The organism is Moraxella sp. E33BD (genome assembly GCF_041807865.1).
Lineage (GTDB): Bacteria > Pseudomonadota > Gammaproteobacteria > Pseudomonadales > Moraxellaceae > Moraxella > Moraxella haemolytica.
The window spans coordinates 1-20,315 of record NZ_JBGTZD010000007.1 but is presented as its reverse complement, the minus strand read 5'-3'; the positions used below and the strand labels follow the sequence as shown (position 1 = coordinate 20,315).

Genomic DNA, 20,315 nt, shown 5'->3' with positions numbered 1-20,315 from the left:
TCGTTATCCATCAAGCAACAATTGCGGTCAATTTTTAACCATCAATGAGCTTGCCCTGTCTTTGTTGCTTCTTTTAAACTTAAAAAACCAATTCAGCAAGATGGCAGCGAAAGTTGCTGTACCAATACCACCCAAATTAAACTCGCCAATCATTAACCCAAAATCGCCTGTGCCCAAAATGATGGTGATGGCAGCAACCATGAGGTTTTTGTTATTTGCAAAGTTTACCTTATTATCAATCCAGATTTTTGCACCTGCAATGGCAATCAAACCAAATACCACGATGGAAGCACCTGTCAAAATCGGTGCAGGGATTGTCTGAATGAGTGCACCAAATTTTGGTGATAAGCCCAAGAAAATTGCAAACACCCCTGCAACCACAAAGATGATGGTTGAATATACACGAGTTACCGCCATCACTCCAATGTTCTCGCCATAGGTCGTCATGCCTGTACCACCCACACTGGCTGACAATGCGGTCGCTACACCATCTGCAACGAACGCCTTGCCCAAATATGGCGTTAGGTTTTCACCTGTCATCGCACCAACCGCCTTGATGTGTCCTAAGTTCTCTGCAACCAAAATGAACGCAACAGGTGCAATGATGAGCATGGCATTCATATCAAATACAGGCGATGAGAAGCTCGGCATACCAAACCATGCCGCTTGAGCAATAACACTAAAATCAATCGGTGCACCAAACCCCAGACCGTTTGCTACGATGGCATAGATAATGTAGGCAAGCACCAAGCCAAGTAGTAGTAGCAGACGCTGCATGAATCCTCGTGCAAATACTGCAATCATGCCCATACAAAGCACAGTTACCAAAGTCATCCACAGTTCAAATGGTTTGCCAGCAACAGATGAGACCGTAACAGGAGCAAGATTTAGTCCAATAATCATCACCACTGCACCAGTAACCACAGGTGGCATCAGCTTCTCTATCCACTTGGTGCCCGTTGTCATCACCAAAAACCCAATCACCGCATACAAAATACCGCAAGCAATGATACCGCCCAATGCCACACCAAGATTAGGATTTGCACCAGAGCCAGTGGCGTGAGCAGTCGCTGCCGCCACTACCCCAATAAAGGCAAAAGACGAACCCAAATAGCTCGGCACACGCCCACCTGTCATCAAAAAGAACAAAATCGTACAAACACCACTCATCATGATGGCAAGATTGGCATCAAAGCCCATCAAAATCGGTGCTAAAACTGTCGCCCCAAACATCGCTAGCACATGCTGAATGCCGAGCATGGCAGTCTGCGTAACAGGCAGGTATTCATTCGTGGCGACAGGCGTAGTATCAAGATTGCCCGTATAAGGTCGGTATTTTGGAAAAAACGACATAATATTACCCTTATTTTATTGATTTTGGAGTAATAAAAAACCAATAACGATAAGGCTATTGGTTATTTTAAAAAAATAGATATTTTTCAATGACTTATTTAGCACCGTTACTAGGCGGTATGCTGATTGATTGCTAAAACAGTTTAGAACATTAAAAGTCATTATGGCGTACCGATTAAAAAAATCGCAAAATTATAACAAAATTTTACAAAAATTGCCATATTTTTTATCAATTTTAGCTGATGTTATCGACAATAAAAAAACCACAAGAGAGTAAAAGTATGTTATATTAACTCAGTGAATACCAAAACAAGGCTGCTAGACTTGGCAACAATCATATAATTGCAATCGCATAAAAATAAGAATTCATGACAAGAAGTCGGTATTTTACCCCAATGGATATTGCAACACAGCTCATCTATGACATCACCCGTTTAATGCCTATGACTTAATAAAACTATAGCATTTACACCAAAGTTTGCATACAGCTAAGATAAGGTGCAAAACACCCCAAGGGAGAGAATGATGAAGCATAAAGATTTTGATCTCTATCAATTTACAGAAACTCTACTCAATACAAGCATCAGAACGATCGGACTTTTATTTGTTTGGCTCATGCTCACCACCTTTCATCAGTCTGAACATTTGGGCGTGTTTATTGGTATCTCTTGGGCGTGTCAGGTATTGGCGTTACTCTTATTTTCTTGGATATGCCATCAATCGTCATTCACCATTCACAGCAAAAAGACCCTAATTGGCTTTTGTTTGATTTGCCTGCTGTCTTTTTTAGCATTGTCATTTGTGCAGCATTATTTTATTTTTGGCATGATTTTTATCATCAGTTTGATGATTAGTATTCTTTTAAATCCGCTGGGGACAAGCCTTACCAACGATTTGTATCTTGATGATAACAAATCGCACGCTTTTAAGGTGCGGGCCTTTGTTAATGCCATCAATACCATTTTATCCCCTGCCATCTCTGGGCTTGTCATTCATTATTTTAACGCCCAGACAATCATCTTATTTTGTATGATTGTCTCCTTAATAAGCAGTCTCTTATTTTATGGCATAAAAGACATCAAATTAAAACAAAGCCCAAAACAACTATCAAAAAACACTTTTAACATCCTGCTTAACAATCCCATCGAAAGACTGATGGTTTTGGTATCATCATTGGCAAATTTTATCATCACGCCAATCATTGCTTATATCGTTCCCTATAAGATTGCCCACCAATTCAAATTACCTGCGTTTTATATTGGCATTGCCGAAAGTTTTTTTTTGGGATTGGCATGATGGTTGGCAGTGCTTATTTGTTAAAAATAGTTAATCAATCACTTGGCAAGCAAAGGACTGTCATATTCAGCATCTTATTGGTGGCGGTTGGGATTGTGCTGTCTGTGGTGGATAATTTTTATGGCTTTTGTATTGCACTTGCGATGATGGGTGTTGGCGTGGTCATGTTTAATATCAGCAGTATGCACATTCGCTGTACCGCTACCCCAAAGCATGTTCGCACCAGTTTTGAATTTGTCTTTTTGGCGTGTTGTATTGCGTTCATTCCTGTTGGGGTGGTATTGACGACTTGGGCGTTACGACACGATGTGTTGATTTATTTTTATGGTACAGTAGGCTTTATCATGCTGATATTGTCTTGGGTAGTCATTAAAAATACCACCATCGCTCACATCTATCAAATTGGCGATGAGAGATTGGATGGTCATTATGGCACGCTTTATCCCAAACTGTATTCATAAACACCGATTGCAGTATTGGGGCAAGTTTGTCTTTATAAAGCCTGTTTTTTGGGGTATAATTAGTATTTCTCTTGATTTTCGAGCCAATAAAATGAGTCAGCCAACCAATCCAGCCACCGACTACAAGAACACCCTAAATCTTGCCGACACCCCATTTCCCATGCGTGCCGACCTTGCCAAAAGAGAGCCAAAATGGCTAGCCGAATGGGAAGCAGACAAACTTTACAAAAAAGTTCGTACCGCCAAAAAAGGCTTACCAAAATACATCTTACATGATGGCCCCCCTTATGCCAACGGTCAAATCCACTTAGGTCATGCCGTAAATAAAGTATTAAAAGACATCATCACCAAATCCAAAAATCTCTCAGGTTTTGATGCGGTATATGTGCCAGGCTGGGACTGTCATGGCTTGCCAATTGAACAAAAAGTAGAAGCCAAAGTTGGTAAAGTCGGTCAAAAAGTTAATGCCACCGAATTTCGCAAGCATTGCCGAGACTATGCCAACAGCCAAATCCAGCTACAAATGGCAGACTTTAAGCGACTGGGCGTGCTAGGGGATTGGGACAACCCCTATTTGACGATGAATTTTGCCACCGAAGCAGGCATTGTGCGTGCTTTGGGCAAAATTTATGACAATGGGCATATTGTGCGAGGTTTAAAGCCTGTCAATTGGTGCTTGGACTGTGGCTCTGCCCTTGCTGAAGCCGAGGTGGAATATCAAGACAAACAATCAGACGCCATCTATGTTGCTTTTGATGTTTTAGGTCGTGAAAGCTTAGCAGTAACCGCCGATTTATCAGGTACGCTGCAGGCTGTGATTTGGACAACAACCCCTTGGACTTTGCCTGCCAACCAAGCGATTGCTGTCCACAGCGAGCTTGAGTATGCGTTTTTGACAACTGGCGATAAAATCTATATCGTGGCAGATAGTCTAAAAGATGATTTTGCCAAATCCATAGGGATTGAGAATTATACTACCTTATTTAGCATCAAAGGCGAACAACTAACCGCCCTAAAAGCCCAACATCCGCTCATCTGTGACCGCCAAGTTCCGTTTATCATAGGTGAACATGTAACAGCTGATAGTGGTACAGGTCTGGTACATACCGCTCCTGCTCACGGCATGGACGACTATAATGTTGGGCGTGCCAATGACCTACCGACCGAAAACCCAGTCGGAGCGAATGGCGTTTATTTGCCAGAAGCCACAATTTTTGTCGGTGAGCATATCTATAAAGCGCAGCCAAAGATTATTGCAAGTCTAGAAGAAAGTGGGCATTTATTAAACCACAAAAAAATCACCCACAGCTATCCGCACTGCTGGCGACACAAAACACCGATTATCTTTCGTGCCACACCTCAGTGGTTTATCAGCATGGAGCAAGGCGGACTGCGTCAAAAAGCTCTAGAAGATATCAAGAAAGTCGTTTGGACACCTTCATGGGGGCAAAACCGCATTGAGGCCATGGTGGAGAGCCGTCCTGATTGGTGTATCTCTCGCCAACGCACTTGGGGAGTGCCGATTGCCTTTTTTATTCATAAGGATACGGGTAAGCTACACCCAAATACTAGCGAGCTGATCGAAAAAGTTGCCCAAGTGATTGAACAAGGTGGTATTGAAGCGTGGTTTGACGCAGATGCTCGTGAATTCTTAGGTGATGATGCCGATACCTATCAAAAAGTTACTGACACGCTAGATGTTTGGTTTGATTCTGGAACAACGCATTTTACTGTACTTGGTCAAGATGACAGCTTAACCAACCCTGCTGATATGTACCTAGAAGGTTCGGATCAACATCGTGGCTGGTTCCAGACCTCTTTGTTAACCTCTGAAGCCATTTATGGGCGAGCACCGTTTAAGCAGGTCTTGACACATGGTTTTGTGGTTGATGAAAAAGGCCATAAAATGAGTAAATCCGTGGGCAATATCATCGAACCACAAAAAGAAATCGATAAAACAGGGGCGGATATGCTCCGCCTATGGATTGCCTCTGCCGACTATCGCTACGAAATGAGTGCAGGACAAAAAGTCTTTGCAGGGGCGGTAGATAACTATCGCCGTATTCGCAATACCATGCGATTCTTATTGGCTAACACGAGCGACTTTAATGTGGCGACCGATGCTGTGACGATTGACGATTTGGTCAGTGTTGATAAATTCATCTTACATCTTGCTAGTCAAACCCAACAAACCGTCATCAAGTCGTATGACGACATGGATTTTCACCAAGTGGTGCAAGCCATTTCCATGTTCTGCTCACAAAGCTTGGGTGGTTTTTATCTGGATATCATCAAAGACCGCACCTACACCACTCGTGCAGACGGTCAGCCAAGACGCTCGGCCCAAACCGCACTTTATCATATCGCACAAGCACTCATTCGCTGGATTGCACCAATTTTACCATTCACCTCCCAAGAAGCGTGGGAACTGGTTCGCACCAACAAAGATGATGACAAATATGTCTTTACTCAGCTGTGGCACGAGCTACCAACGCCCGCCATGCACGACATCACAGAAGATGACTGGCAAGCGATATTATCCACTAAAGATTTAGTTAATAAAGCCATCGAAGATGCTCGCACCGAGAAGCTAATCAGCTCAAACCTGACAGCTAAGGTTGCCATCAGTGCCGAAGAAAAAACCCATCAAGCCCTAGCAAAACTAGGCGATGAGGCACGCTTTGTCTTTATTACCAGTGATGCCACCATCTCTCAAGGGACAGAGTTGAATATCGCCATCACGCCTGCCGAAGGGCAAAAATGCACCCGCTGTTGGCACATTCGTACGGATGTTGGCACACACAAAGCACACCCTGAATTGTGTGGTCGCTGTATAACCAACATTGAAGGTGATGGAGAAGTGCGTCATTATGCCTAATATCACCCCATCCAATAACAACGCGATGAAATATTATCTCATCGCTCTTGTTGTACTCATGCTTGATCAAATCACTAAAATATACTTTAATAGTCGTTTTGAACTGTATGAGACAGTAGATGTCATACCGCCTCTACTAAATTGGACTTTAGCCTATAATCATGGTGCAGCATTTAGCTTTTTGGCTGACCAAGCAGGCTGGCAAAAATGGTTTTTTGCTGTTTTGGGATTAGCAGTAGCAGTATTTCTCACGGTTTATATACGGCAAGTTCCACGCATGGCTAAAGCATTATCGCTCGGCTTGGCATTGGTGCTAGGCGGTGCAATTGGCAATGTAGTTGACCGTTTTCTTTATGGCTATGTCATTGATTTTATTCATGTCCATTATGCTGATATTTGGCATTATCCGATTTTTAATATTGCCGATATTGGTATCTGTATAGGCATGGTACTGGTTGTTTATGATATGTTGTTTTTAGAAAAAAAACGGCAGCCCAAAACACTTTAGTGCCTTTATGATGCCAGCATTAAAAAGGGTGTGGTTTTTCGCCCTTTTTTATTATGCTTATAAAATTGATTTAGCACAGCCTTCTAACGCTCGTTGGATATTTTACTATCAATTACGCCTATGATAAACTAAGCAAATTTAATCAATATAGGCTAAGAACCCATGAACCCCATTCTACCTAATGAAGAGATTCGTATCACCCACGGCAGTGTCGTCAGTCTGCATTTTGAAGTCAGCCTACCCAATGGCACAGTGATTGACTCAACCTTTGGGCGTCATGAGCCTGTCAGCCTAACTGTTGGCGATGAGAGTCTACTTTTAGGCTTTGAGCAGGTTCTCATCAATCTAAAAGCAGGCGATGTCAGAACCGCCCACCTACCACCAGAACAAGCCTTTGGCGTGTGGAACAGCGACAATGTACAAACTTTCCCTCGAGCCAAGTTTTCCTTATCTGAGCCGAATCCTGCAGTCGGAATGATGATGGAATTTAATGATAAAGGCAAAAACTCGCTTGTTGGGGTGATTAGCAAGGTTGGCAACGATGAGGTTGAGGTTGATTTTAACCATCCATTAGCAGGGCAAGAGGTGCTGTTTAAGGTGCAAATTTTTAAGGTAACGCCAAAAGGCGAAAGCAGTCTAAAATTTGTCTAATCAATCATCACTGAACTCTTAGGCGGTCTAGTCATCAAAAAAAACAACAAAAACAATCATTTGTTTTTGTTGTTTATCATCCTTAGTTGGATTTTAATACCCTTTTGTGTAATTCCGCCAATCCCATCTCCATCGCCTGTTGTAACTCAGCAGTTAGCTCATTTCTCTTTTTATTCTCTGAGAATATTGGATCTAGCGGTAATACATAAGCAGTAATACCACTACTGTCAGCAACTCTCTTTAAGCTTTGTGCCATCGTACGCTTACCATAATAAGCAGCATCATCCGACAACTTGCCATCTTGATCCACATAAGCAATAACCATCGGTCGGATGGGCAATCCTGTCTGTATGCTAGCCTCCAATAGCTTACCATGAATTTTTTTGATTTGTTTGCCATCTGTGGTTGTTGCCTCAGGAAAGAACACCACTGATGAACCACCACGCAAAAAGTCAGCAATCTGTTCACTCACACTGGCAGAATCCCCAGACCCACGCTTAATAAATAGCGTACCGCCTGCCTTAGCGAGACGACCAAAAATAAACCACTCACCAATCTCCGCCTTCGATAAGAAAAACACAGGAGCAACACTACCTACCACAGGGATATCAAGCCATGAGACATGATTGCAAACCCATAGCCCTTGCATCTGCGGAACACGCTCAACCTGCACCACCTGCACACCGAATGAATTTGCCATCTTTTTGCAAAAGGTTTGAATGTACTTAGGCAGGATATCTCTAGGTGGCACCTCGCCAAATGCACCGATACGCTTAGCAGCTCGGTATCCACCAACAAGTGTCAGCCCCATGCCTGTGATTTTTTTTCCACGATTAAATTGAGTTTTTAAAAAACCTGCCATAATAATACTTCTTACCAATTGATTTTAGAAAATAAAAATAATCATGCTATAAGACTTTTGGTAAAATTGCAAGCATTTTTAGTGAACGAGTGTTTAAATTTAAAAAGATTATTGGTAGAACAGATTGACAGGCAATAAAAAACAGCGTCATAACGACACTGTTTTTTATTGCCATGGTTAAGCAGTAGGTAATGGTGGCGGTAGCTCATCAAATGGCGATTTTGGTGCACCCACAGTAATGTCCAGCACTTCATGCTGATATTCTTTTGGTTCACGAGGTTCTTCGCCATTCATGATTTGCAAAAACTGCTCACGATCGATGGTTTCCCACTTCATGAGTGCATCCACCATGGCGTGCATCTTGTCATGATTATCATCAATGAGTTTGTATGCCACATTATATTGTTCTTCTAAGATACGGCGAATCTCATCATCAACTTTTTGTTGTGTTGCCTCTGAGATGGTGCGAGTTGAGCCACCGATATAACCACCATGCTCTTCAGCCTCATAGACCATGATGCCCAGATTATCACTCATGCCATATTTAGCAACCATCGCACGAGCCATTTTGGTGGCACGCTCAAAGTCATTACTCGCCCCTGTAGACTTACGATTCACAAAAATCTCTTCAGCGATACGACCTCCAAACAAGATGGAAAGCTCGTTTAGCATCTTATCTTTATAGTTGCTAACAGCATCTTGTTCTGGCAACTGCCATGTTACGCCCAATGCCCAGCCTCGTGGCATGATAGTAACTTTATGCACAGGGTCAGTACCTGGTAACAGCTGAGCAACCAAGGCATGACCTGCTTCATGATAAGCTGTGGCACGGCGTTCATCTTCACGCAACACCATAGATTTTCTTTCTGGTCCCATGTAGAGCTTGTCTTTGGCATCCTCAAAGTCGTTCATGTCCACATGCGACTTATTGCGACGAGCGGCAAATAAAGCAGCTTCGTTAACAAGGTTGGCAAGCTGAGCTCCACTAAATCCTGGTGTACCACGAGCAAGTGCATTCACATCGACACCAATGGTCTGTGGTAGTTTTTTTAGATGCACATTTAAAATCTGCTCACGACCTTTAATGTCAGGCAACCCAACAGATACTTGGCGGTCAAAACGACCTGGTCGCAATAAGGCTTTATCCAACACATCAACACGGTTAGTCGCTGCAATAACAATAACACCATCATTACCCTCAAAACCGTCCATTTCGACAAGCAACTGGTTAAGAGTCTGTTCACGCTCATCGTGACCGCCACCCATGCCAGAGCCACGATGACGACCAACTGCATCAATCTCATCAATAAAGATGATACAAGGGGCATTTTTCTTGGCTTGCTCAAACATATCACGCACACGGCTAGCACCCACACCAACGAACATCTCCACGAAGTCAGAACCCGAGATTGAAAAAAACGGCACTTTTGCTTCGCCTGCGATGGCTTTGGCAAGCAAGGTTTTACCTGTACCAGGCGGACCTACCATCAGTACGCCTCGTGGAATGGTTGCACCAAGCTTGGTGAATTTGTCAGGGTCTCTTAAAAAGTCAACAATCTCCACAACTTCTTGTTTGGATTCTTCACAGCCTGCCACATCGGCAAAGGTAACTTTAATTTGATCTTCAGACAGCATTTTAGCCTTAGATTTACCAAAGCTCATAGGGTTTCGCCCACCCATGCCGCCGCCTGCACTACCACCACCCATGCCACGCATAAATAGCCACAGCAAACCAATAATCAAGAGAATGGGAAAGGCGGCAATCAATAGCTGAGAGCCTAGACCTTGACGCTCGGGCAAAGTTCCTTGCACCTCCACATTATGCTCACGCAACAGTGGCATTAACTCATCATCACTGATGGGGGGACGCACTGTCTCAAATTCCGAGCCATTAACTTTGGTGCCCGTAATCTCTTCGCCATCAATCTTCACTTCCTTGATTTCGCCTTTGGCAACGGCCGTTACAAATGATGAATAATTCAACTGGTCAGCATCGGCATTGGTACGGTCTAGATTGCTAAAAATCGCAACCACCACGCCAATAATAACCAGCCACAATAAAGTGCTTTTTACCATGTCGCTCACTAATTTTCCTATATTACTTAGCGTTATTCGCTGATTTTTAGGGGCTTGCCCTGTTTTGCACCATGTGCAGTTTTAGTTAATATGCGGATTGTCTTTAAAAATTCAAGCCAGATTATCTATTTAATCGCCACCCAGAACATTTCTTTTGATCGTGGTCGGCTAGCAACAGGCTTAATACTTTTAATTTTACTGAACTTTTTTTGCATTTGGGCACGAAGCTCAGGCGAACCTTCACCCTGAAAAACTTTCATGATAAGTGCACCGCCTTCTGGTAGCACCTTTAAAGCAAAATCCACCGCCAGCTCACACAGATACATCATGCGTGGCATGTCCACTGCCGACATACCTGAAGTGTTTGGTGCCATATCAGAGAGTACCACATTGACGCTTCGCCCATCAACCTCAGCCATGATTTTATCAAAAACTTCCTGTTCACGAAAATCACCTTGAATAAAGGTAACATTCTCCAAAGTATCCATCGGTAAAATATCAGAAGCAATCAGCACACCCTCATCACCCACAAGCTGACCTGCTACTTGCGACCACGAGCCAGGGGCAGAACCCAAGTCCACCACCGTCATGCCTTTTTTAATAAGACCTGTCTTTTCGTTAATCTCAAGCAATTTATAAGCCGCTCTAGCACGATAGCCATCTTTTTGGGCTTTTTGCACATAAAAATCATCAATATGCTCTTTCATCCAAGCACGACTAGATTTTGAAAATTTCTTATTGGTGATGCGAGTTGCCATGATGCCTTAATAATCCGTAACAACGACGGTAGCGTTCAACAATCACCGTCATGTCTATGATAAATTTTACTAAATAAATTCAATAACGCTCTAGTTTACCATTTTCTCAGATAATTTGGGATAATTTCTGCTATAATGTTCATAAAATTCGCAAATTTTTCACTTTGGAAATATTTATGAGCAACAAAAAAGCACAAAAACAAGACCTAAAAGAGTTGCGTGGCATCGGTCATCGCCTAAATCCTGTTGTCATCGTTGGTAGCGATGGTCTTAGCCCTGCTGTTATTGAAGAAGTTGGGCGTGCCTTGCATGACCACGAACTCATCAAAATCAAAATTCCTGCAGGCTCTTCTGACGCAAGAAAAGAGTGTGCCAATACACTGGCAGAAGCAACCGAGAGTGAAGTCATTCATCACATTGGACGCATGGTGCTGTTACTTCGCAAAAACCCAGAACCCAATCCTAAGCTGTCTAACTTAGCAAGATTTGGATACTAATCATCAAAAAGTCGTTTGTATAAGCGACTTTTTATTTAAGCAATTCCATCTTAGTCATTTAGAAAAATCATGACCATACATTCACATCACCTGTTTTTTCATCGGTTGGCTATGCCATCCACAACAAAACGCTTTATACTCACACCCACTACAGATGACGCCCCAAAAATACAAGTCATCGTCAGCACCCAAAAAGACACCCTACAATTAAGCTATTATATTGAGCAATGCGACTGGTTAGATGTATCCTACCACCCTACTGACAAACTAGAACGCCAAGATTTTTTATGGGAAGAGCATTGCCTAGAATGCTTTTTTGATTTGCAAGGCGGTGATGGCAAATCTTATTTTGAGCTGAATTTTTCTCCAAATGGTGCATTTAATCTGTATCGCTTTGATGATTATCGCTCACCAAGCACGCTACCGCCCATGCGAGCAGATGGCTCTGTAACAGTCAATAAAAACGAACATATTTATCAAAAGCAAATCACAATTAATGTCTATCACTTAGGCGTTACACTCGATGGCATTAAGCAGATGAACATCAACAACATCAATACTACCGCCACCTTATATCATAATGGCACACCCATTTTTTATGCTTCTTGCCATGCAAGCCCACCCGACTTTCACAACAAGGCATTTTGGCAAACTCTAGTTCAAGACTAACTCAAAACTCCACCCCCATCAGACACCCTGTGCAAATAAATCTCTTTGAGTGCCAAAAAAACCGACCTTATTGGTCGGTTCTATATCAGTTCATCGTTTATTGTTCATTTAAAGCCAACATAATGCCTGTGTCTGCCGATGCATCCGCATGACGCATATCACGCCACACGGTATAGCCATTATGTGCACTATATGGGCTGAATTTTGGTTGGCGATAGTCAGAAACCCATTGATTGCCATCATAAATCTGAATATGACCGTGTGGGTTACGAGCAGTGCGGTTAAATACAACCACATCACCAATCTGCGGTTGATAATTATCATTGCTGATTTTGGTAAATCCTGCACTTGCTAATGTGCCATTTGCATACTGATACGCTGATGGGTTTGGAGTAAACTCATAACCTGCTGATTGCAAGGCCTTTCTAACATACAAAGCACAGCGACCCATACTCTTACCGTGTGCCACTCTTGAAGCAGCCTTAGCAGCAATACTTGGTGCACTATTTGCAGTGAGCGGAGCAGGTTTGGCTAAAGACTGGTAATTACCACTAAGATTTGATGCGTTTGAATATTGGTTGGTGTATGATGTTGGTGTCGCTGACTGTCTAGCAATCAACTGGTTGATGGTATCATCAATATTTACCACATCAACATTCGTATAGTCCACTTGATCTACTTGGATGCTATTTGACTGGGCAATACTAGATTGTCCAAAAGTCAGCCCAACTGCTGACATCAACCAAAATACTCTTTTCATAGATATAGTCCTTGCACGCCCAAAACATACTTGGGTTAGCCCCTTTGTTTGGTCGGCCTTAATTGGGTTTTGATTAAAAGCTTGTGAACAGCGATACACATCCGAATGCACCAAGATTACCTAACACAATACACATACAACAAAAAACAACACAGCTTAACAATCTTTTAAAAAGCCATACAATTTTGTTGGTAATCTACTCGTAAGGCATGATACACTTGCTCTGTTGGACACCATGTCCATGATTTTTTGGCATTATAATAGGTAAGAGTATGTCCGATTTAACAAAACCAAAGCATATTGATGATTTGTTGGTCAAAAATAACACCCCAAACCACTTAGCAAGCACGCTTGAAAAACAAGCCGCCGCTGGTGCAAGCATCCCCAAACACCTTGCAGAGCAGATAGAACAACGGCACTCTTATGGTATTTTGGTAAAAAATGCTTTACAAGCACTGTTTCCAAGTGAGCTACTTAACGACTGCATCATTGCTCATGTCGACAAGCATCGCCTTACAATAGCTCTACCTTCAACAACCGCTGCCAATCATATGCGCTATCTTACCGATAGTTGTGTTCAAGCTTTGCGTGCATATGATAAACGGTTTTGTTTTTTAGAAGAGCTTAGCGTCATAGTAACACCAAAAACTCAATCATCAGACTCTCGCCAATTCAGTTCCAAAAAAACCTTAAGCGAAAACACGAAGCGTATTATAAACCAAACCGCAACGACTGTCATCACCCATGAAGGGTTAAAGCAAGCACTATTGCGTCTGAGTAATGACTAATCAGTGAACGACTGTTTATTGTCATAGTTTTGTGAATAGATGGGTAAATATTGCCTAGTTTTGTAAAGTTATGTAATCAAAAAAACCAAAATCAGACCATCATGCCAACATCAATCAATGATTCGTATTCTACGATAATTGATGGTCCGCCATTGTTAAAGCCTAGAATCACAAAGGCTTATCAAAAGAAAAACCGCCTGATGCTACAATTTGGCGGTTTTTCCTTGATTATAATAACCAGCTTGATAATGCAGTTGGCAAAACCCATGCAATCTTACTATTTAATTGCACAAAACTTACTTATTATTGGTTATTTAGCAAATTTGACTTAATTTTTGATAGAAAAAAACAGGCTCTAAATATTCAATGGGTGCGTTTTCTTTGTTACAAAAACTTACAATTTCATAGCAACTTGGGTCAGCAAGCACGGCACGAATTAGCATATTATTCACCGCATGGCCTGATTTATAAGCAGAAAAATATGCCAAAATCGGATACCCGATAACAAATAAATCACCCACTGCATCAAGCATCTTGTGACGGACAAATTCGTCAGGATAACGGAGACCTTCTTTATTTAAAATCGAAGTGTCATCAAGCACCACTGCATTATCCAAACTACCGCCTAGGGCTAGATTTCTGGCTCTTAGGTACTCCAAATCCTTTAAAAATCCAAAAGTACGTGCCCTGCCGATTTCTTGGGCAAAATTGGCAGTATTAAAGTCTAGACTAATTTTTTGGTTGGTAGCTTTGATGGCTTTATGATCAAAATCAATCTCAAAATCCATCAAAAACCCCTTATCATAAGGCTCAAACTGCGCCCATTTATCACCATCAGTAACACGCACGGACTTTACAATCTTTAAGAACTGCTTGGGGGCGTCTTGCTCTTGAATGCCGGCCTGATGAATCAGATACAAAAACGGTGCTGCAGAGCCATCCATGATAGGCATTTCGGGAGCATCAACCTTGATGACAAGATTGTCAAGACCGCACGCCGCCACTGCCGATAGCAAATGCTCAATCGTACCGACACGAGCCTCGCCACAAACCAGATTGGACGACATCATGGTGTCTTGTACCAAACTGGCACTCATCGGAATATGTGCATTATTCAAATCCATGCGTTCAAAGACAATACCCGCACCAGCTTCGGCAGGCGATAAGGTCAGCACCACCTGCTTTCCACTATGAAGTCCGATGCCAGTCGCTGTAATCTCTTGAGCGATGGTGCGTTCATAAATCATGGCTATTCCAAATGTTACAAAATATTTAACAAATAGTTTATCACTTCATCACAACTTTGTCATCCACTGACAAATCAAATCCGCAAAATTTCATCTTTAATTGCTTGACTACATTTAGTTTACTTAATAAAAGAATCACCACTTACAACAAATATAAAGAAGAACCCCTGCAACCATTACGGTTACAGGGGTTTAAATATGGTAGGCGTAAACGGACTCGAACCATCGACCCCCACCATGTCAAGGTGGTGCTCTAACCAACTGAGCTATACGCCTAAAAAGTGTTGATTATTTTATCAATTTTTGAAAATTTTGCAAGCACTTTTTTACTTTTTATTCACGATACAGATTAACAGGGGTCTTATAGGGCTTGTTAGGCAGTTCCTGAACTAGCTTTGGCACCAAATATCCTGACAATCGCTCAAGCATCTGCCAATAAATCTCCACCACTCGAGCAATAGGCACATCAAAATGAGCCGCCCCCTGCACCTTATCCAGTACATGCAGATAATACGGCAACACCCCTACCCCAAACAACGCATGACTCAGTTTGCATAGCGTATCTACATCATCATTCACACTTTTTAATAGCACAGTTTGATTCAATAGCGTAATACCCGCTTGTTTTAAGGCTTGGCATTTATCCTGCAAAACCGTATCTATTTCATTGGCATGATTGATGTGCAACACCATGACAATGTTCTTAGGCGAATTTTTTAATAAGGTTAGTAACGCATCATCAACACGGCTTGGCAACACTACTGGCAGACGAGTATGAATGCGAATGGTTTTGATATTGGGCAGAGCATTTATCATCTCAAACCATAATGCCAAACGGCGATGACTTAGACTTAATGGATCCCCACCACTAAAAATCACTTCATCAATGTCATCGCAAGCGGCAATATAACTCCCAATTTCTCCCATTTGAGCAGCTGTTGGCATATTCGACTGATAATCAAAATGCTGGCGAAAGCAATAACGACAATGCACCGCACACGCCCCTGTGGTCGTAATCAACACACGGCTTTTATATTTGTGCAACAACCCCTTAATGGGATTATGTTCATGTTCAAGCAAAGGGTCGTTGCTGTATCCTGCCATCGCTATTGTCTCTTGCGTATCTGGCAATACTTGCAAGAGCAAAGGGTCGTTTAAATCACCTTGCTTCATCTTACGAACAAAAGCTCTTGGTACTTTTAGCCCAAATGACTTAGGGGTGTGTATTTTAGTACAATCAAGACCCAAAATCTCATACAGCTCATGGACGCTACTGACCGCTTGACCAAGCTCCTCTTGCCAAGTAGTACTTTTTAATTCATCAACCACTGGTATGGCGGAATTTTTCATAAAATCGTTCATTATCTTTTGACAACATTCAATAAAACTATATATAATGTGCTGTTCAGCGACATTTTCGGGCGTTTTATTATACCGCACTTTCGCCCCAGTTTGTTTTTTAACAAGTTTTTCTTTTTTAAAAAAGGTAATCATCATGGCAAGTTATTCTACCAATGATTTTAAAGCAGGTCTAAAAGTTATGCTTGATGGCAACCCCTGCTCCATCATCGAAAACGAATATGTAAAACCAGGTAAAGGTCAAGCCTTTAACCGTGTAAAACTTCGCAATCTAAAAACTGGTAAAGTTCTAGAACAAACCTTTAAATCTGGCGATAACCTAGAAGGTGCGGATGTGCTTGATACCGAAATGAACTATCTGTACAATGATGGCGAGTTTTGGCATTTCATGCACCCAGAAACCTTTGAGCAAATGTCTGCTGATAAAAACGCCATGGGCGATGCAGCACAATGGCTAAAAGAAAACTCAAACGCACTTTGCACCATCACCCTTTTTAACGGCACACCATTGAGTGTTACCCCACCAAACTTCGTTGAACTACAAATCGTTGAGACAGACCCTGGTCTTCGTGGCGATACTTCTGGCGGTGGTGGTAAGCCTGCACGCCTAGAAACAGGTGCTGTCGTTCGTGTACCACTATTTGTACAGCAAGAAGAGATTGTCAAGGTTGATACTCGTACAGGTGAATACCTCTCTCGTGTATAATCCTAATAAAAAATCCCCAATTTTGGGGGTTTTTTATTACCATATTCAAGCCAAAGCCTTATTTATTTAGCAATCATCGATAGACACTCAGATACCATCACCATACCCACCACGCTTGTTACCGCCACCGCTGAGCCATAACCACCACAGTTTAGACCACTTTCACACACTGTCGCCAATTTTAACTGCTCAGCAGAATAAACACACTTGATGCCAAATTTACCCTTTTTATTTTGACTGATATTTTTCTCTTTAAGGCGAACTCGCAGCTTAGCAAGTAGTGGGTCTTGACTCACATCTTTTAGGTCGGCAACCTGAATCTGAGTTGGGTCAATTTTACCGCCTGCACCACCTGAGACAACCAATCTTATTTTATTAAATCGGCAGTGCAAGGCGATGGCAAGTTTGGCACTCATGTCATCAACGCAATCAAGCACCACAATACGGCGACCCATCGCTAAGGCATCTTGCACCATCTCTTTGGTAGGCAGTATGGTCTTAATGTTGTCAGGCGTAACAAAATCATCAACCAAGTTTAGCACAAGGTTAGGATTGATTTGTTTTAGTCGGTATGCCATCGCCTCTATCTTTGACTCACCAAGCGTCGAAGCTAAGGCGGGTAATTGTCTATTGATATTGCTCTCAACAAGCACATCCAAATCCACCAAAGTAATCTCACCAACGCCCGTTCGAGCAAGACCTTCGGCCGCCCAAGAACCTACACCACCCACACCAATCACATAGACATGAGCCTGACAGAATTTCTCAAAATTTTGACCATACAGCGTACGAGTGCCAGTAAATCCGCGAGCACTCAACATCTCATCATTCATGATTTATAAATCCAATTTTGACGCAAAGCTTCGTTCGTATTTTGCCACAGTTGCCTTGCCAGTACTTCTTTATCCATCTTAAATAGGACTGCCAACTCGTCAAGCACATAGGTCAAATTGGCAGGTTCATTCAAAAATCCTTGGTGTTGGCAAGGCACTGGCATCATATCGGGGCAATCAGTCTCAATCACAAAAGGCGATGTTCCAAATTGGCGAAATAACATCATGACCACTCGGCGTAATTTTTTCGCATTGGGATTGGTGATTTGCCCTGTAATACCCAATTTAAATCCCATTTTTACAAAAGCAAGTGCTTCTTGCTCACCACCACTAAAGCTATGAGCAATACCACCTAGTGCCTTAGCAGAATATTTTTGTGCTTTTAGAATCTGCAATGCTCGCCCATGTGCCTTACGAATGTGTAAAATGATGGGCAGGTCATGACTTTGAGCAAGCTTAATTTGTTCAATAAAAAACCGCTCTTGTTTGGCAAATATCTCAAGTATCGCCAACGACTTATCAAAAGTATCCAACCCAATTTCCGAAATAGCAATATTTTGATGAGCAGATAAGTACGCATCAAGCATTGATAAATCTTCATCACAATGTTCAAAGATGTATAAAGGATGTAGTCCAAATGCCAAATGAGCTTGAACCAACTGCTGATTAGATACCAACTTATGCACTTTAAGCATCCGTTCAAAGTTTTTTGCCGTAAGACCAATAAGCAACAAATGACGCACACCAACATCGTAGGCTCTTTTGGTGAGCATATCTCGCGTCATATCATAATCAGACACATCAAAATGTGTATGGGTATCAATCAATTCAATGGTCATTTTTTAGGCTACTTCATCTTGGTAACAATAATAAAATGACAACAACGAAGTTTTAACCGTGTTGTTCTTTATGATTTTTTCTGCGCACATGGATTAACCGGTTGAAAAACTTGGCTGTCTAAAGATTTAGTCAATTCATTAAGTGGAGAAGTAGAGTGATATGGCACTAAGGCAGATGGTACCACACTCCGTGCTGCATTAATATGCCTGATGGAATCATCAAAAAAAATATGCGGAGCAAAAGTTTTTAGTACCCTAGTTTTACCAAGCCCACCCAAAAAGAATGCCACATCAACACTTACGCCCCATTCACGCAAAGTTTTAATCGCTCTCATATCCGCAGGGGCATTTCTAGCGGTAACCAAAGCAATACGAATTGGGTTGTGCACCGCATCTTCAGTCTCATTGGGCAATTTATTTTGCAATTTAGACAGCTTAATCAAAAAATCCGCATAAGGGCCTTTTTGCATGGGCAAATCCATTAACTCATCTTCATGATGATGGAATGCTTGCAGACCTTGTTGTTGAAATACCAACTCACCAGCTTCATCAAACAGCACCGCATCACCATCAAAAGCGATACGCACTTGCTCAGTATCTAACTCAGAGATATCAATAGGGGTTGCATCTAAAATCGCACAAGCACAAATTTTAGCATCAGCTACCTTTTGAGCATCCTCTTGATTGGTCGTTAAAAATAAATCCACATCAAAGTCTTTGATATAATCTGCCACCGATGCTCCTGATATAAAGGCAGAACGAGTAATACCCAAACCGTGCGTACGAATTGCATTTAACACTTGTATACCCATATCAGGCGTGGACTTAGAAACAATCACAACCTCTACAAAAGGCGATTCATCATGATAATCCTTTGATTGTTGATACTTATTGAGATTTAATAAGGCACGAATAAGTGGGTAGCCTGCACCATGTTGCAACGGCTCACTTTCCTGAGATTGCATATACTCACGAAAACGCTTAGCGGCAGTTTTTGCATTCTGTTGGGTTAATGTAAGCAATTTATCCTCAATGGCAGATAAATCAAATAATGCCGATGCTGAAATTGCCACAATCAAAGTCTGAGAAAAATCCACCGCCATCTAACCACCACCTAACAACCAATCTCAATCATGTCGCCTTGTTTTAAAGAAACCACGCCGTGAGCATTAATCACTACTTGAAAGCTGTTCTGCTTATTATCAGCAATATTACAATATTTAATATGTCCAAAATTACCACGGGGTTTACCTGTATCACCCATGAACTTCATGTAATCTCGACCTAGCGAAGCACGCATATCGATTATACCATATTTTAAAATTAATGGTTGGCTGCTAACAATATCGTCTTTTATGTCAAACTGGTTGTTATGATTGTTATCCAAAAATACCGCAAGCCTCTGTTGAGCCACCTTACTGCACTGATCTGATGTATTCATCGCACAAATAATCACATCCTTGTCTTGTACATAGCTTTCTATTTTTGCCACACGAATAGACTCATAAATATAGCGACGCACCGCATTAGATTCAAATCTTTGCGCCAATACTTCATAATAAGGATAGGCAAAAAATAATAAGATGGAAATGATGAATAGCACAATCATCATCTCAAACAACCCAAATCCTTCTTGATGCTTTTCAATCATGAAACCCAACCCCCCCAAACATAAACCCCCCACATCTTCCAATGTGAGGGGTTTGAAATAAGATGCTGACGATGACCTACTCTCACATGGGCGAACCACACTACCATCGGTGCTAAGACGTTT

21 protein-coding genes and 1 tRNA gene are annotated in these 20,315 nt (G+C 41.9%); 10 read left to right on the top strand and 12 right to left on the bottom strand.

All coding sequences use genetic code 11. The annotated features are described in order from the left end of the window. Window positions 1-27 precede the first annotated feature (27 nt). Window positions 28-1,356 (bottom strand): solute carrier family 23 protein, encoded by a 1,329-nt coding sequence (locus ACERC6_RS05400; RefSeq protein ID WP_373628164.1) that lies wholly within the window; start codon window positions 1,354-1,356, stop codon window positions 28-30. 522 nt (window positions 1,357-1,878) lie between these two features. Between ACERC6_RS05400 and ACERC6_RS05395 the strand changes: the two genes are divergently transcribed. From ACERC6_RS05395 to ACERC6_RS05375, 5 genes are all read left to right on the top strand, one after another. Then, on the top strand, window positions 1,879-2,649 hold the full coding sequence (locus ACERC6_RS05395) for an MFS transporter (protein ID WP_373630509.1): 771 nt from the start codon (window positions 1,879-1,881) through the stop codon (window positions 2,647-2,649). Then, window positions 2,646-3,110 carry a hypothetical protein gene (locus ACERC6_RS05390; protein ID WP_373628081.1) on the top strand — a complete coding sequence of 155 codons (465 nt, stop codon included), beginning with the start codon at window positions 2,646-2,648 and terminating at the stop codon, window positions 3,108-3,110. The genes ACERC6_RS05395 and ACERC6_RS05390 overlap by 4 nt, the downstream gene beginning before the upstream one ends. A 91-nt stretch (window positions 3,111-3,201) precedes the next feature. Next, window positions 3,202-5,988, top strand: coding sequence for an isoleucine--tRNA ligase (gene ileS, locus ACERC6_RS05385; RefSeq protein WP_373628080.1), 2,787 nt, complete (start codon window positions 3,202-3,204; stop codon window positions 5,986-5,988). After that, complete coding sequence (gene lspA, locus ACERC6_RS05380; RefSeq protein ID WP_373628078.1) at window positions 5,981-6,496, top strand: signal peptidase II; 516 nt, start codon at window positions 5,981-5,983, stop codon at window positions 6,494-6,496. The genes ileS and lspA overlap by 8 nt, the downstream gene beginning before the upstream one ends. A 162-nt stretch (window positions 6,497-6,658) precedes the next feature. Beyond that, the gene (locus ACERC6_RS05375; RefSeq protein WP_373628077.1) at window positions 6,659-7,147 is read left to right on the top strand and encodes a peptidylprolyl isomerase; all 489 of its coding nucleotides are present in this window, start codon (window positions 6,659-6,661) and stop codon (window positions 7,145-7,147) included. 82 nt (window positions 7,148-7,229) lie between these two features. On the opposite strand, the gene ACERC6_RS05370 is transcribed toward ACERC6_RS05375, so the two are convergent. The 3 genes from ACERC6_RS05370 to ACERC6_RS05360 form a co-directional block, all read right to left on the bottom strand. Next, window positions 7,230-8,009, bottom strand: a complete 780-nt coding sequence (locus ACERC6_RS05370) for a lysophospholipid acyltransferase family protein (protein ID WP_373628075.1) — start codon at window positions 8,007-8,009, stop codon at window positions 7,230-7,232. Window positions 8,010-8,186: 177 nt separating this feature from the next. Continuing rightward, a complete protein-coding gene (gene ftsH, locus ACERC6_RS05365; protein WP_284674553.1) occupies window positions 8,187-10,085 on the bottom strand; it encodes an ATP-dependent zinc metalloprotease FtsH in 1,899 nt (632 codons plus the stop codon). Between the two features lie 125 nt (window positions 10,086-10,210). Next, complete coding sequence (locus ACERC6_RS05360; RefSeq protein ID WP_373628073.1) at window positions 10,211-10,843, bottom strand: RlmE family RNA methyltransferase; 633 nt, start codon at window positions 10,841-10,843, stop codon at window positions 10,211-10,213. Window positions 10,844-11,019: 176 nt separating this feature from the next. Between ACERC6_RS05360 and ACERC6_RS05355 the strand changes: the two genes are divergently transcribed. Continuing rightward, a complete protein-coding gene (locus ACERC6_RS05355; RefSeq protein WP_284674040.1) occupies window positions 11,020-11,340 on the top strand; it encodes a YhbY family RNA-binding protein in 321 nt (106 codons plus the stop codon). 69 nt (window positions 11,341-11,409) lie between these two features. Then, window positions 11,410-12,009 carry a hypothetical protein gene (locus ACERC6_RS05350; RefSeq protein ID WP_373628072.1) on the top strand — a complete coding sequence of 200 codons (600 nt, stop codon included), beginning with the start codon at window positions 11,410-11,412 and terminating at the stop codon, window positions 12,007-12,009. 97 nt (window positions 12,010-12,106) lie between these two features. Here ACERC6_RS05350 and ACERC6_RS05345 read toward each other — a convergent pair whose 3' ends face one another. Beyond that, window positions 12,107-12,769, bottom strand: a complete 663-nt coding sequence (locus ACERC6_RS05345; RefSeq protein WP_373628071.1) for a CHAP domain-containing protein — start codon at window positions 12,767-12,769, stop codon at window positions 12,107-12,109. A 272-nt stretch (window positions 12,770-13,041) separates the two neighbouring features. On the opposite strand from ACERC6_RS05345, the gene ACERC6_RS05340 reads away from it, so the two are divergent. Together ACERC6_RS05340 and ACERC6_RS05335 are read left to right on the top strand one after the other, a co-directional pair. Further along, window positions 13,042-13,557: a hypothetical protein gene (locus ACERC6_RS05340; RefSeq protein WP_373628070.1), complete on the top strand. Its 516-nt coding sequence runs from the start codon at window positions 13,042-13,044 to the stop codon at window positions 13,555-13,557. A 101-nt stretch (window positions 13,558-13,658) separates the two neighbouring features. Continuing rightward, on the top strand, window positions 13,659-13,889 hold the full coding sequence (locus tag ACERC6_RS05335) for a hypothetical protein (RefSeq protein ID WP_373628069.1): 231 nt from the start codon (window positions 13,659-13,661) through the stop codon (window positions 13,887-13,889). Here ACERC6_RS05335 and lpxC read toward each other — a convergent pair. The 3 genes from lpxC to epmB all read right to left on the bottom strand — a co-directional run bounded on the left by lpxC (window position 13,872) and on the right by epmB (window position 16,154). Then, window positions 13,872-14,804 carry a UDP-3-O-acyl-N-acetylglucosamine deacetylase gene (gene lpxC / locus ACERC6_RS05330; RefSeq protein WP_373628068.1) on the bottom strand — a complete coding sequence of 311 codons (933 nt, stop codon included), beginning with the start codon at window positions 14,802-14,804 and terminating at the stop codon, window positions 13,872-13,874. The two genes, ACERC6_RS05335 and lpxC, sit on opposite strands and share 18 nt — an antisense overlap. A 199-nt stretch (window positions 14,805-15,003) precedes the next feature. Further along, a tRNA-Val gene (locus ACERC6_RS05325) sits at window positions 15,004-15,080 on the bottom strand. A 57-nt stretch (window positions 15,081-15,137) separates the two neighbouring features. After that, entirely contained in the window at window positions 15,138-16,154 is a 1,017-nt protein-coding gene (gene epmB, locus ACERC6_RS05320) for an EF-P beta-lysylation protein EpmB (RefSeq protein WP_373628067.1), read from the bottom strand. A gap of 145 nt (window positions 16,155-16,299) precedes the next feature. On the opposite strand from epmB, the gene efp reads away from it, so the two are divergent. Continuing rightward, the gene (gene efp, locus ACERC6_RS05315; protein ID WP_284674033.1) at window positions 16,300-16,869 is read left to right on the top strand and encodes an elongation factor P; all 570 of its coding nucleotides are present in this window, start codon (window positions 16,300-16,302) and stop codon (window positions 16,867-16,869) included. A gap of 62 nt (window positions 16,870-16,931) precedes the next feature. Here the strand turns inward: efp and ACERC6_RS05310 are convergent, their stop codons facing one another. The 4 genes from ACERC6_RS05310 to ACERC6_RS05295 form a co-directional block, all read right to left on the bottom strand. Beyond that, complete coding sequence (locus ACERC6_RS05310) at window positions 16,932-17,702, bottom strand: tRNA threonylcarbamoyladenosine dehydratase (RefSeq protein WP_284674032.1); 771 nt, start codon at window positions 17,700-17,702, stop codon at window positions 16,932-16,934. Beyond that, window positions 17,699-18,541 carry a TatD family hydrolase gene (locus tag ACERC6_RS05305; RefSeq protein ID WP_373628066.1) on the bottom strand — a complete coding sequence of 281 codons (843 nt, stop codon included), beginning with the start codon at window positions 18,539-18,541 and terminating at the stop codon, window positions 17,699-17,701. The genes ACERC6_RS05310 and ACERC6_RS05305 overlap by 4 nt, the downstream gene beginning before the upstream one ends. Window positions 18,542-18,609: 68 nt before the next feature. Then, complete coding sequence (locus ACERC6_RS05300; RefSeq protein WP_284674030.1) at window positions 18,610-19,644, bottom strand: 5'-nucleotidase; 1,035 nt, start codon at window positions 19,642-19,644, stop codon at window positions 18,610-18,612. Between the two features lie 11 nt (window positions 19,645-19,655). Beyond that, a partial coding sequence (locus ACERC6_RS05295; RefSeq protein WP_373628065.1) for a Tfp pilus assembly protein FimT/FimU occupies window positions 19,656-20,315 on the bottom strand: 660 nt, incomplete at its 5' end.

Bases quoted from the DNA above. Each gene is read 5' to 3' on its own strand.
- ACERC6_RS05395 (WP_373630509.1), top strand. From the start codon at position 1,879: ATGAAGCATAAAGATTTTGATCTCTATCAATTTACAGAAACTCTACTC.
- ACERC6_RS05390 (WP_373628081.1), top strand. From the start codon at position 2,646: ATGATGGTTGGCAGTGCTTATTTGTTAAAAATAGTTAATCAATCACTT.
- ileS (WP_373628080.1), top strand. From the start codon at position 3,202: ATGAGTCAGCCAACCAATCCAGCCACCGACTACAAGAACACCCTAAAT.
- lspA (WP_373628078.1), top strand. From the start codon at position 5,981: ATGCCTAATATCACCCCATCCAATAACAACGCGATGAAATATTATCTC.
- ACERC6_RS05375 (WP_373628077.1), top strand. From the start codon at position 6,659: ATGAACCCCATTCTACCTAATGAAGAGATTCGTATCACCCACGGCAGT.
- ACERC6_RS05370 (WP_373628075.1), bottom strand. From the start codon at position 8,009: ATGGCAGGTTTTTTAAAAACTCAATTTAATCGTGGAAAAAAAATCACA.
- ftsH (WP_284674553.1), bottom strand. From the start codon at position 10,085: ATGGTAAAAAGCACTTTATTGTGGCTGGTTATTATTGGCGTGGTGGTT.
- ACERC6_RS05360 (WP_373628073.1), bottom strand. From the start codon at position 10,843: ATGGCAACTCGCATCACCAATAAGAAATTTTCAAAATCTAGTCGTGCT.
- ACERC6_RS05355 (WP_284674040.1), top strand. From the start codon at position 11,020: ATGAGCAACAAAAAAGCACAAAAACAAGACCTAAAAGAGTTGCGTGGC.
- ACERC6_RS05350 (WP_373628072.1), top strand. From the start codon at position 11,410: ATGACCATACATTCACATCACCTGTTTTTTCATCGGTTGGCTATGCCA.
- ACERC6_RS05345 (WP_373628071.1), bottom strand. From the start codon at position 12,769: ATGAAAAGAGTATTTTGGTTGATGTCAGCAGTTGGGCTGACTTTTGGA.
- ACERC6_RS05340 (WP_373628070.1), top strand. From the start codon at position 13,042: ATGTCCGATTTAACAAAACCAAAGCATATTGATGATTTGTTGGTCAAA.
- ACERC6_RS05335 (WP_373628069.1), top strand. From the start codon at position 13,659: ATGCCAACATCAATCAATGATTCGTATTCTACGATAATTGATGGTCCG.
- lpxC (WP_373628068.1), bottom strand. From the start codon at position 14,804: ATGATTTATGAACGCACCATCGCTCAAGAGATTACAGCGACTGGCATC.
- epmB (WP_373628067.1), bottom strand. From the start codon at position 16,154: ATGAAAAATTCCGCCATACCAGTGGTTGATGAATTAAAAAGTACTACT.
- efp (WP_284674033.1), top strand. From the start codon at position 16,300: ATGGCAAGTTATTCTACCAATGATTTTAAAGCAGGTCTAAAAGTTATG.
- ACERC6_RS05310 (WP_284674032.1), bottom strand. From the start codon at position 17,702: ATGAATGATGAGATGTTGAGTGCTCGCGGATTTACTGGCACTCGTACG.
- ACERC6_RS05305 (WP_373628066.1), bottom strand. From the start codon at position 18,541: ATGACCATTGAATTGATTGATACCCATACACATTTTGATGTGTCTGAT.
- ACERC6_RS05300 (WP_284674030.1), bottom strand. From the start codon at position 19,644: ATGGCGGTGGATTTTTCTCAGACTTTGATTGTGGCAATTTCAGCATCG.